This window comes from Aciduliprofundum sp. MAR08-339, from assembly GCF_000327505.1.
GTDB lineage: Archaea > Thermoplasmatota > Thermoplasmata > Thermoplasmatales > Aciduliprofundaceae > Aciduliprofundum.
Genome location: NC_019942.1, coordinates 1,011,169 through 1,024,866, shown reverse-complemented (window position 1 = coordinate 1,024,866; position 13,698 = coordinate 1,011,169). Strand labels below are relative to the sequence as shown.

11 protein-coding genes and 1 tRNA gene are annotated in these 13,698 nt (G+C 47.9%); 4 read left to right on the top strand and 8 right to left on the bottom strand.

What is annotated here, in order from left to right; translation table 11 throughout:
- Positions 1–2 precede the first annotated feature (2 nt).
- Genes ACIM339_RS05540 through ACIM339_RS05505 form a run of 8 tightly spaced genes read right to left on the bottom strand, consistent with a single transcriptional unit; the run spans position 3 to position 11,182 of the window.
- The gene (locus tag ACIM339_RS05540; protein WP_015283629.1) at positions 3–1,703 is read right to left on the bottom strand and encodes an FAD-binding protein; all 1,701 of its coding nucleotides are present in this window, start codon (positions 1,701–1,703) and stop codon (positions 3–5) included.
- A 1-nt stretch (position 1,704) separates the two neighbouring features.
- Positions 1,705–2,526, bottom strand: a complete 822-nt coding sequence (locus tag ACIM339_RS05535; protein WP_015283628.1) for a 4Fe-4S dicluster domain-containing protein — start codon at positions 2,524–2,526, stop codon at positions 1,705–1,707.
- Complete coding sequence (locus ACIM339_RS05530; RefSeq protein ID WP_337954314.1) at positions 2,526–3,602, bottom strand: 4Fe-4S ferredoxin; 1,077 nt, start codon at positions 3,600–3,602, stop codon at positions 2,526–2,528. Before ACIM339_RS05530 ends, ACIM339_RS05535 begins: the two co-directional genes overlap by 1 nt.
- Complete coding sequence (locus ACIM339_RS05525; protein ID WP_015283626.1) at positions 3,586–4,032, bottom strand: hydrogenase iron-sulfur subunit; 447 nt, start codon at positions 4,030–4,032, stop codon at positions 3,586–3,588. Before ACIM339_RS05525 ends, ACIM339_RS05530 begins: the two co-directional genes overlap by 17 nt.
- Positions 4,029–6,572 carry a 4Fe-4S dicluster domain-containing protein gene (locus tag ACIM339_RS05520; protein WP_015283625.1) on the bottom strand — a complete coding sequence of 848 codons (2,544 nt, stop codon included), beginning with the start codon at positions 6,570–6,572 and terminating at the stop codon, positions 4,029–4,031. The genes ACIM339_RS05525 and ACIM339_RS05520 overlap by 4 nt, the downstream gene beginning before the upstream one ends.
- The gene (locus ACIM339_RS05515; RefSeq protein ID WP_015283624.1) at positions 6,573–9,890 is read right to left on the bottom strand and encodes an FAD-dependent oxidoreductase; all 3,318 of its coding nucleotides are present in this window, start codon (positions 9,888–9,890) and stop codon (positions 6,573–6,575) included.
- Positions 9,881–10,771: a CoB--CoM heterodisulfide reductase iron-sulfur subunit B family protein gene (locus ACIM339_RS05510; protein WP_015283623.1), complete on the bottom strand. Its 891-nt coding sequence runs from the start codon at positions 10,769–10,771 to the stop codon at positions 9,881–9,883. Before ACIM339_RS05510 ends, ACIM339_RS05515 begins: the two co-directional genes overlap by 10 nt.
- A 9-nt stretch (positions 10,772–10,780) precedes the next feature.
- On the bottom strand, positions 10,781–11,182 hold the full coding sequence (locus ACIM339_RS05505) for a 4Fe-4S dicluster domain-containing protein (RefSeq protein WP_015283622.1): 402 nt from the start codon (positions 11,180–11,182) through the stop codon (positions 10,781–10,783).
- A gap of 235 nt (positions 11,183–11,417) precedes the next feature.
- Here ACIM339_RS05505 and ACIM339_RS05500 point away from each other — a divergent pair, with 235 nt between their 5' ends.
- The 4 genes from ACIM339_RS05500 to ACIM339_RS05485 all read left to right on the top strand — a co-directional run bounded on the left by ACIM339_RS05500 (position 11,418) and on the right by ACIM339_RS05485 (position 13,695).
- Positions 11,418–12,242, top strand: coding sequence for an isoaspartyl peptidase/L-asparaginase (locus tag ACIM339_RS05500; protein ID WP_015283621.1), 825 nt, complete (start codon positions 11,418–11,420; stop codon positions 12,240–12,242).
- Between the two features lie 35 nt (positions 12,243–12,277).
- Positions 12,278–12,655 (top strand): hypothetical protein, encoded by a 378-nt coding sequence (locus tag ACIM339_RS05495; RefSeq protein ID WP_015283620.1) that lies wholly within the window; start codon positions 12,278–12,280, stop codon positions 12,653–12,655.
- Positions 12,656–12,659: 4 nt separating this feature from the next.
- A complete protein-coding gene (locus ACIM339_RS05490; protein ID WP_015283619.1) occupies positions 12,660–13,562 on the top strand; it encodes a hypothetical protein in 903 nt (300 codons plus the stop codon).
- 49 nt (positions 13,563–13,611) lie between these two features.
- Positions 13,612–13,695 (top strand) — tRNA-Ser (locus ACIM339_RS05485).
- Positions 13,696–13,698 lie beyond the last annotated feature (3 nt).

Below are 13,698 nucleotides of genomic sequence, written 5' to 3'. Positions count from 1 at the left end.
TATCACTCCAGTACAGGCAAATCTATTTTCCTAGCCAGTACCCTCTTTCCGCGGTAATCGGGCAGGAGTATCGGGCTTCTGCGCTCAGGAGGCACATTTATCTTTCTAACCTCCTCTGTGAAAAGTTTCACATGCTTCAGAGTTAACTTTCCAGGTTTGCCTGAGTTACGGGCAACCTTAGCAGCGCTTATTCCAGCTCTCCTTCCGAATACATTATAGTCAAGGAGAGAGTTACCCATCAGGCGGTTCTTTCCATGCACTCCGCCCTCAACTTCGCCACCTGCGAAGAATCTTGGGTACGGGCTTCCATCTGCCCTTATCACCTGAGCATCCGCATTTATTTCCACTCCTCCATTCTGATAGTGGAGCGTGGGGAACACAAGAATCGGGTCCTTGGTCATGTCTATGCCAAATCTCTTGTACATACGGTACATTGCATCAAGATTCTTACGAATTGCACCCTCGCCCCTGAGTTCTTCGATCATGGGCGAGTCAAGCCATACACCACGCATACCCGTTGGAGTTACAACACAGTTACCCTTTCCATAGCACTCTCTTATGAACATGGCCGCTTCAACATCCCTTGGCTCCATGGGAAACACGAATGCCTGCCCGTACTTATTCACAGGGGTGGCACCCATTGCACGAACCTTTTCAGTTATGAGTAGTCCAACTATCTGCTCAGGATAGGCCGCACCGGTAGGATGATACTGCACAGACTCCAGATCCCTCAACCTTGCCCCGGCGCGATAGGCCATGACAAGGCCATCTGCAGTTGCTCCATAATGATTTGTTGTTGGAAAACCGCGAATGTGCAATCTGCCCCAGCCACCTGTGGCAAGAACTGTTGCCTTCGCTCTGACAACGTAGTACTCCTTGGTTTCCATATTCCAGAGTATTGCACCTCCTATCTCACCGTCCTCAGTGGTTATGAGTTCAACGCCGGGGGAGAATTCAAGCACGGGAATATCGCGGTTCCTAGCCTCATCTCGAATCACCCTCATTATTTCCATTCCAGTGTAATCCTTGGCAGAGTGCAATCTCATTCTTGAGGTACCTCCGCCCCACCTCTCAATGAAATTTCCATTTTCGTCCTTATCGTACATAACTCCCAGTTCCTCATGCCACTTTATTATGAATGGTGCATCCTCCGTGAGTGCCTTAACCAATTCGTGCTTGTTAGCAAAGTGGCCACCACCAAGAACATCCAGATAATGTATCACAGGAGAATCCCACGGACGATCTGCAGCCTGAATACCTCCCTGAGCCATCATTGAATTGGCATCCCCATGTCTCAGTTTTGTGGCAATAAGTATGTTTTCAGCAGGAATTCCCTCATAGTTGGCCCAGAGAGCTGCTACTGTTCCAGCGCCTCCTCCACCTATTATGAGGATATCCACGTCGTAATCAATGTCGTTCAAATCCACATCCTCTGGATTCAACGCGGGCCATGCCTCAAGTATATCGGCCACCTCATTTGGCACAATATCTCCGCGGTTTGGTCCAACCCTCAACTCTCTCTTGCCACCTGGTGCATAATCCGGATGGAATTTGTTTAAAACCTCCTCGCGCTCTTCCATTGTAAGGGCAAATTCTATCTCCTTCTCCTTGTTCTTTATCCTCTCATCCCTAGTCTTTTCCACCATCTCTATGCTCTCACGCATATACTCCGGGTATCCTCTAATCATTTTCAAATCAGCCATTTTAATCCTCTCCCAACCTTGCAAGTGGATTTTCAATCAGTTTCTTTTCCTTCTCCCTTCCATTATTAATTATGTATCTGTAAAGTTCCTTAACCCTGTCGGGGTTTTCCTCCCTCCATTTCTTTATCTGCTCAAAGGCCTTCTCGTACATTCCTGACTCAATCTCCTTTAACCTCCTCTTCAAGAACGGAGATCTCTTCATATAGTACTTGCCGTACAGCCTGCGAGCAAACTGAGCCATGTGATAATGCTGTATCTCGGCGGGACAGCGTAATGTGCACAACCCGCACTGAATACAGTCAAAGCTCAATTCGGCAACTTTCTTTATATCGCCACGGATACCGTACTGAATGTAGTACATAACATCAAGTTCCTGCGGACAAGCCTTGGTACAGGTGTTGCACGAGACGCACCTTGCAATCTCTGGATAATATTCAAGCAGAGTGGTGGGCGTGGGCTCTATCTCGTCTATATTGTATGTGGCCTTGTTGGCGGGCACAAAGGGAACCTGGGCCAGGTACATCCCATCCTCCACCGTCGTCTGGCACGCAAGGGCGGTTCTAAAACGATACTCACCCTTCTTCCGATATATGGTGGCACACGCACCGCAGAATCCAGCACGGCAACCTGCACCTCTTATGTACCTGTATCCCGCATATTCCAGAGCTTTCATTATGGTCAATCCTGCAGGTACGCGATATGGCTTGCCCATCACATATATGGTAACCCAGTGCTTCACCTCTTCTGGAGGCGAAGCAGCCTTGCGGATCTCATTCATAACCTTCTCGCTATCCACATCAAGCAATTCAACCTTCTTTCCCATCACTCCTCACCCCCCAGGAGACCCTCGAATTCATGAAGTTCATCCTCACGGAAATCCATAACGGGAGGGAGGTCATCGTTCACGCCCGGCTTATAGTTGAACACCTTCTGCAGGTCATTGCCCACTATGCCGAACAGGCGATAAAGAGGAATGTCCATGGGGCATGCCTGCTGGCACAGGCCGCAGCCAATGCACGAGGTACCCATGTGAATCAACCTGCCGATATGGAAAAGCGATTTATCCGTGGGCAGGCGAATTCCGTCCTTGTCATCTGCCCAGTTGTAGAACTTGTTGGACTCGTAGTCAAACACGCTGTGGTCCTCAAAGAAACACTCTTTGCAGAAGCAGATGGGGCACATGTCCTTGCAGTTGTGGCAGTTCAGGCACGAGGATAGGAAATCTTCAAGACCCTCACGGCCATTGCGGATGCGTTCCTCTTCAAGCCACTTCGCCCTACGCTTTCTATGCTCTTCAACCCAGGCCCCGTTGTCACGAGAGCCCTCTTCAATTCCCATACCTGCCAGAAATTCTTTGCCCTTATCACTCAGAGAGAAAAACACAGGCTCCTCTGTGTTAACAAGTCCCAAACCAATATCCCCAACACCAGGGATGGGCGATGGATACTCGCAAACCTTGCAGGAATCGCGAATCTTATCGCTCTTTCCACCCTTCTTTATCTCATCAATGAGATCCTCAGGCTTATTGAGTTCGAATTTGAACTTGCGTGCATGAATCGTTCCAGGGCAATCGTAACTCAGCACGATTATGTTCTCAGGATTGATCTGATTGAATTTGACAAGCTCTTTGTATGTTCTCGCCTCACATGGTCTGAGTATGGCAAGCAACTTTTTCTCACTCTTCTTCAACTTTGTTATGCGCCTGATCATATCCGCACCGTTCCACTGCATCACAGGTGCAATGGGTGTTAATTTCTCCACATCCTCCTTTTTAGTTACGAGTGCGTAGGTGTAAGAGTCCTTTGTGGCTGCAGGAGCCATAACCGCCTCAATGAGACCTTTCTCAAAGGCATCCACTATGAATTTTTTGAGCATATCGTTTTCACTCAATCTTTTCACCTCCAAGTGAGTCAAGATACTTGAAATCTGAGGGACCCTTCTTCTTTATGTACTCTGTGTATTCATTCATAACCCTTGCAAACTTGGGACCCTCACTTCCGGATATCCACTCCAGAAGAACGCGATCATCATCAAATTCCAGGGATTTAAGCACTGTTTTCACTATTGCCACTCTTCTCCTCGCTTTGTAGTTGCCCGTTATGTAGTGACAATCTCCAGGGTGACACCCTCCGAGAATCGTGGCATCGGCACCCTCCTGCAGGGCACGAATCAAGTACACAGGGTCCACCGTTGACGAGCACATAACCCTTATCGGTCTTATGCTCGCCGGATAGTGCAATCGCGATGTTCCCGCAAGATCCGCCGCTGCGGATGTGCACCAGTTGCAGAAAAAGCCAACAATCACTGGGTCAAACTTCTTTTCGCTCATTTTACTACCTCCTTTAACATTTCAAACACTCCTGTTGGGCTGTATGCCCTTATTATCGCCGCCCCGCTGGGGCAGACGTTCGCGCATGCCCCGCACCCTACGCAGAGTGCAGGTCTGACCTTGGCTATGTGATCCTCCTCATCAATGTATCGGGAGCCGGTGAAACAGGCGTCCACGCATATTCCGCATCCCGCACATTTGCGCGGGTTTGTGACACTTACGAATTTTCCTGCAGGACTGGGTATATCGCGCATTAGCATCTTTGCACTCTGAGCTGCGAATCCAGCCTCTTCCATCTCCTCCTCAATGCTCATGGGCCTGTGCGCAAGACCGGCTATGAACACTCCTGCAAAGGAATCCTCAAAGTGCATAAACTGATTGCTGACCCTCTCAATCCAGTACCTTGGCTCCTCGGCGAAGAAGAAGAAACCCTCCTTGTCCAGACGAAGGCCAAGCATCTCCGCAATTTTCTTGTTCACCTCTCTTGGCTTCACATACGCAAGGGGCTCTCCCTCGCCCCGTTTTGCATTTGGGGGATTGAGGTCCATGAGAGAGTAGGATTTCATCAAATCGTATGTTGCATCTTTTCCCTCTCTCTTAGCGTAGATTGCAGAGACGGGTGCATGAAGCGTGTCTCCGTTCATTCTTGAAACAATGTGATTTCCATCGCCCACCACATCCGCGCCGGGAGCGATTATCAGAACTCCTGCATCCACTCTTTCCTCTCCAACCTTAAGGGAGAAGTTGCCCAGCGAGCCCTCAATGCTCTCCACATTTCCCTTTATCCACTTTGCTCTGCTCAGGACTCTCTTCTTCAGAGATTCGTACCACTCTTTGAGTTCCTCGTCCCTCATATTCAGCGTGTTCTCCTTCACACCAGTTGCAAGAATGGGCTCGTCAAATTCCTCGGTGATTATGTAAACCAGCGGGATTTTGTCAATGAGATAATCCGCCGCCATAAGCGCGGCAACATCTCCGCCGATTATCGCAACACTTTTAACCGTATTTTCCACAGGCACCTCAACGAGAACATCTCTCCTCGCCTTAGCTATTGCGCCGTTGAGCATGGCATTCGCCTTCCTAGAATCTGCGCCAACCCTTGATGCATACTCCCTAAGCTGAACCAGCTCCACATAAGAGGGTGCAATTCCCGCCTTTGCGGCGAGCATCTCCAGCATAGCACCTCTGAGCGCGGGAGAGCACGCACCAAACACCACGCGGTTCATTCCATTCTCCTTTATATCCTTCACAATTTCCTCGCCCCTCAAGCAGAGGAAATCCTTCTTTATGACAAAATCAGCGTTCACATCAATGTTGAATTCCTTCGCAGCGCACTCGCAGATAAACACGCCAACCTTCGGCTCAAAGTCATCCTGCTTGAACTCTCCCTTTGGCATCTCGGGAATCTTTCCCTCAGAGAGGTACTTCTCCACCTGGGGAACTATTGCAGTGCCTTGGTATATGGCTTCGGTGCTTCCCACGGGCTTGACGAACTCGCCCAGTGCAAACACACCGTCCCTTGTTGTCTCAAAGGTGAATGGCTTCGTCTTCGCAAATCCGTGTTCGGTTTCAATCCCCGCTCTTTTTGCCAGCTCAATCCACTCATCGGGAATCTTCTGTCCCGGAAGCACCGCAAATAGGTCCAGATGAACATCATTGACCTTCACTCCGTCTCCATCCTCCACCACGCTTATATCGTCAATTATGTGAACCTTTATACCTTTAGCCAACGCCTCATCGTAAAGGCGCATCTGATTGTGCCCGTACATGCGCAATTCTTTCGCGAATATGTGAACATCCAGCGAAGAATCCATCTCTTTCATTGCCAGTGCTTCTCTGAAAAGTATGACCTGCTCCTCGTATGAGCCGAGATAGCCATCAAAGCCCGCAGGGGTGAAGAAGCCAATGCTCTTTGGATACTTACCATCTTCCCTCTTCAGAAATTCCTTATGCACGCCCTTACCTCTGAACATCCACGCAAAATCACGGAAGTTCATCACATTCTTCAAATTGCCACCGTATTTTTCAATTCCATCTGGCTCGTATTCTGGCGAGAGAATGACAGCTTCCACCTTCTCTTCCCGCTCCTCCTCCTTGGGGATTTGTATTGCCTTCGCCGGACAGACATCCTCACATTCTTCCGCGTTCTTTATTATCCTCATCCCCGGGCCAAGGGGCATGGGTATGAACTTCACATCGCATTTCTCATGGCATATATCGCAGCCAATACACCTGAACTCATTCACACTCGCAGGTCTGTGCTTGAATCTCACCTTGAAGTTTCCGGGGCCACCTTCCACCGCCAGAAGCTCCGAGTTGTTGAAAACCTCGATATTTCCAGTCATGTTGGCGGCGTTGAGCAGTAGCGCCTTTGAATAACCATTCGCAATGTCTCTCGGCATCTGCCACTGCATCTGCGTGAACTTGTGCCAGAGGAACTCACCGCGATTGAGGAGAATAACCTTGTGGCCAGCCCTCGCAAAATTCGCAGCAGCGCGATATGTGGCGAGAGTCGTACCGTAAATCAAAACCTTCCCCATTTAGAACACCTCCGCGAGTATGTCAACAGCACGAATCACCTGTCCCTTCTTGAAGTTCACCACCTGAATTGCAGTGGTTGGACAGTTGGCGCTGCAGGCACCGCAACCTTCGCACAGTGCCTCGTTGACAACGGAAACATGCCGTATGGGATCTATTGTTATGGCTCCGTAGGCGCACTGATCCTTGCATCTTCCGCACCCGGCGCAAATCTCAGGGTCAACCTTCGCTAGGAGTGGTTCCTTCTCCAGCTGCGGCTTGGAGAGAAGAGCCATGGCTTTCGCAGCGGCACCGCTGCCCTGCGAGACGCTATCCGTTATATCCTTTATGAACTGAGCAGCACCAGCAATGAACACTCCGCCCACTGGAGTCTCCAGGGGCTTGAGTTTGAGATGCGTCTCTTTAAGCCAGCCCCACTCATCGTACGGGATGCGCAACTTCTTCGCCAGTTTTTTAACCGTGGACGAACCCTTGGCAGCGGTGGCCAGAATGACCATGTCTGCATCAACCTCAATTATCCTTCCCGTAAGCGTATCCACACCCTGCACACGGTATCTATCTCCAACCTTGTAAACCTTGGAGACCTTGCCGCGTATGAAGTTCACCCCATACTCCTCCTTTGCACGGTGGTAGAACTCCTCGTATCCCTTGCCATTGGATCTGATATCAATGTAGAAATCGTAAACCGCTATATCTGGGAACGCGTGTTTGACTAGCATTGCCTGCTTGATGGTGTACATACAGCATATTCTTGAGCAGTAAGGCACTCCACTCTGTGGATCCCTTGAGCCCACGCAGTGCACAAACACTATGCTCTTGGGAATCTTCCCGTCAGAAGGTCTTTTTGGAACACCTGCAGTAGGACCTGATGGGGCAAGAAGACGCTCAAATTGCAAAGATGTAATAACATCCGGATACTTGCCACCCAATTCGGGAAATGCTTCAGCGGGCATTACCTCAAAGCCAGTGGCCACAATTATTGAGCCAACCTCCTCCTCCACATACCAGTCCTTCATATGAAGATCTATGGCATTCGCCTCGCAGACCTCCACGCAAAGGCCGCATTTTGCACAGCCACCGCATCCAAGGCAGCGCTTTGCCTCATCAACAACATCCTCATCACTGTATCCAAGATTGAACTCCTTGAACGTGCTGCGCCTTTCCTCCATATCAAGCTTCTTGGTATCGTGCCTCTTGGCAGGATAGGCGAGTTCCTTGTATCCGCGCAGATTTGAGTGCATCTCTATCTGCACTTTCTCCATCTCCTCACCCTGCAGGAAGTGAGCCACATTCTTTGCAGCCCATCTTCCATAGGCAGCGGCGTGTACCCAATCCCATGCCCCTGTCACCGCATCTCCCGCGGCAAAAACATTGGGCAGGGAGGTTTGCATGAACTCATTCACCTTTATGCGATTTCTTTCAGTTTCAATGCCCAATTTCTCGGCAAAGGATGCATCAGGCAACTCTCCAACGGCAAGGATCACTATATCCGCCGGAAGTTCCACAAATTCTCCAGTTGGCACGGGCCTGCGTCTTCCACTGGAATCCTTCTCACCCAGTTTCATTCTCTCCATCCTTATCTTGCCGTCCAGTATCTCTGCCGGGCTAACTAGGAATTCAAATTTCACACCCTCTTCCTCTGCATCCACCATCTCCTCAGGAATGGCGGGCATCTCCTGACGGGTTCTTCTGTAAGCAATGGTGACATCCGCTCCAAGGCGAAGAGCGGTGCGTGCGGCATCAACGGCGCTGTTTCCACCACCAACAACTATGACCTTCTTGCCCTTTATGTCCATCCTCTCTCCCAGATTCACCTTCTTCAGGAATTCCAGCGCGTGCATTGCCTTGTCCTCTCCTGGAATGTCCAGGTGCCTCTCCTTGTGAGTACCTATCGCGATTATAACTGCATCGTGCTTCTTTCTGATCTCTTCAAAATTATCCGCGTTAACCTCATAGTTCAAAACAAATTCCACGCCCGCATCTATCAGGGGCTGCACCTCGTAATCTATAACATCTTGCGGAAGCCTGTATGGAGGAATACCTACAGCAAGCATACCTCCGATCACAGGGAGTTTATCGTACACGGTAACCTTGTATCCCATCTCCCTCAAATCATGGGCGGCCATAAGACCTGCAGCACCGGCCCCGATTATGGCAACGCTTTTATCACGCTCCTCCTTAACATGCAAGATGTACTTTCTGCGATTCTTGACAGCCCAGTCGGCAACAAATCTCTTTATCTCCCTTATTCCCACAGGCTTGTCAATATCACCGCGGGAGCAGGCTGATTCGCATGGGTGCGTACATATTCTTCCAGCAATCCCCGCAAAAGGAAGTTTCTCCCACACAACATCAATGGAGCGATCAAATCTTCCTGCCTTTGCAGCAGCCACATAGCCCTGAGCATCCAAATGCAGAGGACAGGCAGCGTTACAGGGCGGCACTCCATTGTAAGTTATGGTGTACTTGAATGGAACTGCCTGCTCAAAGGGAATGTGGGTTGCCTTGCGTGTTGCCATCTTCAAATCAAAATCGCTTGGAAGCACCGTGGGGCAAACTTTGGCGCATTCCCCGCATCCCGTACATTTATTCCAGTCAATGAACGGTGATTTTCTTTTTATCTTAACCTTGAAATTGCCCAGATACCCCTCAACCTCTTCAACCTCACTGTAGGTGTACAACTTTATATTCGGATGACCACCCACATCGTTCATCTTCGGTGTGAGAATACACTGCGGACAATCCAAAGTTGGGAATGTTTCGCTCAACCTTATCATATTTCCCCCCAAGGATGGTTCTTTCTCAACCACCACAGTTTCAATCCCTGCATCTGCGAGATCCAGAGCAGCCTGCATTCCGGCTACTCCACCTCCAATCACCAAGGCACGCTTCTTAACGGATACCTCAATAGGATGCAGAGAGGCATTCGCTTTGAGTTTCTCAATGGTGGCGTTTATTATGCGTATTGCCTTCCTAGTCGCCGCCTCAGGATTGTCCTCGTGGGGCCAGGCAGCCCACTCTCTTATGTTTGCAATTTCCACGCGGTAAGGATTCAGTCCCGCTCTCGCTGCCGCGTTACGCATTGTCCTCTCGTGAAGGGTAGGAGAGCAGTTTGCAACCACTACACCATCTAAATTGTACTTCTTTATTGAATCCTCAATCAGTTTCTGGCCAGGCTGTGAGCACATGAAAACATAGGTGGTGGAGAAGGCCACATCCTCTCTCTTACCGATTTCCTCCGCAACCCGTTTCACATCAACAGTACCCGCAATGTTACGGCCACAGTGGCATATGAACACACCAATTCTCTTCATAGCCATCTTGAAAGCACCTCCTTGGGAGATATGTAATGCTGCTCAAAATGAAGCACCTTATCATCCTTAATTCCGAATGCAATGGCCATAAGTTGCGTGAAATAAACAATGGGCATGAACTCAAAATCGGAATGTTTATTCTTTGCTATTTCCTGCCTCCTGTCAAGGTTAAAGAAGCATAGAGGGCAGGAAGTGGCAATCACATCCGCACCCGTTTCCCGGGCCACATTTACCAGTTTGTAAGTTCTCTCCGCCACAATCTCCCTCTTGTCCACAGTGTGATATGAGCCGCAGCATTCGTTTTTGAGGGGATAATCCACAACCTCCGCACCTAAAATTTCCAGTAACTCTTCAAGAATGTGCGGATCCTCACGATTGTCAATTGCAATCTCATCAGGGCGCAGGAGAAGGCAGCCATAGTAAGGAGCAACTCTCAGCCCTTTCAGAGGGTTATTCACCTTCTCTGCAATTTTGTCAAATCCCTCCTCCTTCAGGAAGGTCAGGTAATGCTTCACATCAATGTTGCCCTCATAATTTGCCTCCTCGTCCATGAAGAGATCAAGGGTGTTCAGTTTATCACGATTCTTCATCACATCTATGTGCGCCCTTCTCAGGTTATTGTAGCACATTGAACAGACCGCAACAAGGCGATTGTCCCCAATTTCATTTGCATAATTCTGAGCCTTTATCAGATTGCGAACATTTGCAATGGTGAATTTCACGCTGTCCTGAGCCAATCCATATACGGCTCCGCAGCAGGTCCAACCTGGAAGTTCTATGAAATCGTAGCCGAGAACGCGGGCGCTTTCCACCGTGCTATCTTCAAGATTCTTTGCCACTCCCTTCAGTGTGCATCCCGGATAAAACATAATTTTCTTCAATTCCATTTTTTCACCTCAAGGCGTGAATTTTCTGAAGTTGCTCACCAGTGCGATTGGCGGAAGTTCATCGCGCTCTTCCACCTTGTAGGGATCCACGTAATCGTAATTTTTCCTGAGTTGTAACTCGCGTATCGCTTCCATCACAGCCGCAAGATCAAGCCCCACAGGACAACGCACGGTGCAGGTGAAGCACGCGGCGCATATCCAGGGACTCTTGGCATTCAACAGGGTATCCACATCTCCCTCCTGCAAAAACATAAACACCTGGTTGGGCAGCACATCCATGAACTCCGCCATGGGACATCCAGAAGAACAACGGCCACATTGATAGCAGGCGAAAATATTTTCACCGCTTATCTCTATAATTTCCTTGACCCTTTCGTCATTGTGGGGGTCTTCCTTTATCGTGTATTTCATCCTGAGGCCTCCATACAGGGAATATGACCCCTGATGATTCTCTTCATATTTAGAGTTTTTGTGAAATGTTGAAAAAATAAACCAGAAGATTTTATTTTCAATCCGTATTGAACGAATATCGCAATATTGCTTAACAGATACACCAAAAATCGTGATTAAATATAGTTGCAAAAATAAAACATTCGCAATTATTTGTCCATGGAAAAATTATAATGTCGGAAGCATATGACCTCATATGGATGCCATAATACTCCACGGTGGTGCATCAAATAAAAAGGAATTGAAGAGCAAGGTTGATGACTTCGCAAAAATAGCGTTTCTGGAGAGGGATGCCCTTGACGCTGTTGTGAAGGCTGTAACTCTAATGGAGGATGATCCTCTTTTCAACGCAGGTACAGGATCAAACATGCGCATTGATGGATCCATTCAGATGGATGCTGCAGTTATGATCCCAGGCAACTTTGGGGCTGTTATAAACATAGAGTTTGTGAAAAATCCAGTGCTTGTGGCTAGAGATGTTATGCTGAGATCTCCTCATCTCATACTTGCAGGTGATGGTGCAATAAATTTTGCAAGAAGAATGGGATACGTTCACTATGACCCAGCAACGGATAGGGCCAGAGAGAAGAGGGAAAGGGTTCTAAAAAAATTGAAAAACGGAGAGATCCCTGAGTATTACCACCCCCAATTTCTCCTGGAATTTCTGGGGGACACCGTAGGCGCGGTTGCAAGGATAAACAGGAAATTTGCAGCGGCCGTATCCACAGGAGGAACGAGTCTTACACTTCGAGGTAGGGTCGGTGATTCGCCAATCCCAGGTGCAGGGATATACTGCGGTGAAAAGGGCGCCGTGGTTGCCACCGGAATTGGAGAGGAGATAATAAAGAGAATGCTCTCTATCAGCATATACAACTCCATTGGAACCAGACCCCTCAATGAGACATGCAGGGATGAAATTGATAAATTTGGAGATATACCCGTTGGTGTTATTGCAGTCAGCAAAGATGAAGAATGCGCAATTTCAAATCTCACAATGCCATATTCAATTAGAAAAAGTTAGGTAAAATTTAAATTCTTTGGCATCTATTTCCACCCATGGGCAAGAGCGATTTGATCAACGAGATAAATTCTCTGAGAAGGGAAGTTTCCACATTAAGCGAAAGGATTGAAAAACTATCAAAAAGGGCAGATAATATTGAGAAAAAATTAAAAAAATTGGATGACATTGAGGAGTTGATCGACACTTTTCCAACTAAGCTGAACACTGCATCTTTTCAAATATTATCAAATTTTGAAGATACGGCAAATAAAATAGGCGAAAACCTTGAAAAATCCATAGATGAAAATTTGAAAAAGATGGATAAACTTGTGGATGTGAACAAGCGCCTTGACTCCTTTGAGGAATATTTAAAGGCTTACATGGCCAAGATACGTATGATGCTGTTAGAACTTGAGGATAACGTAAGGAGGTGAAAAAATGGGTAAGCTCTTTGGTATGGGGAAAAAGTCTCAGGAAGAGGAACTTGAGAGAGATACAGAAAACATATTTAAAAAATATTCTGCCCTAAACAAAAAAATGGATGAGGCCCTTCAAAAAATAGAAGAACTTACAGAGAGATACGAAAGGGTGGATGAAAGGGAGAAAAATCTTGAGGAGAGGGAGAAAAAAATCTCTGAAATGCTTGACAAAGCGAATAAAATGGGCCAGCTGGTGGATTCACTCACAAAAATCCAGAAAAGTTTGAGTGTCGAGGAGGAAAAAATTGAGGAGAGGGAGAAAAACCTGAACGATTTGCTCTCCAAAACCCAAGAAGTTATAAAGAGTCTGGATGAAAAGCTGAATTCTTTCAATACCCTTGTTGTAAAATGGGAAGAGGAACGCACAAAGTGGGATGAGGAGAGGAAGGGTATTGAGGAGGAACTGGAGAAGAGAGGGAGAGCCTTGGAAAGTCTGAAAAATACACTGGAAATAAGAGCCAGAAACATCGAAAGAAAGGAAGAGGAGCTTATGGAACTGGAGAGGAAAAAAGCACTCCTTATGAAGGAGTTGAACGAACTGGAGATTAAGAAAAGAACACAGTTATCTGAGGAAGAGGCAAAACTCAAAGAGTGGGAAAATAACTTGCTCAACAAGGAGAGGGAGCTGGCAGGATATGCGAGAATGCTTGCGGAGAGGGAGGAAAAACTTGATGCTCGCAGAAAAGAGGTGGATAGGATACTGGAAGAGGCCCAGAGTAAAGAGAAGAAGATCAGAGAGTACCAAAAGGAAGTGGAGAACCTTCAGGATGAGATAAAATTCCTGAACCAGAGGATTAAAGAACTTACACAGCAGAAGGAGGAATTGCTAAAGGACCTAGCATCTCTTAGAGCAAAAATATAGATTTTCATTTTAGAAAAGGTTAAATTCACTTTGGCAATCCACCTTCAGAGCCGAGGTAGCCTAGCCCGGCAAGGCGGTGGATTCGAGATCCACTGGCCACAAGGCCTCGGGAGTTCAAATCTCCCCCTCGGCGCTG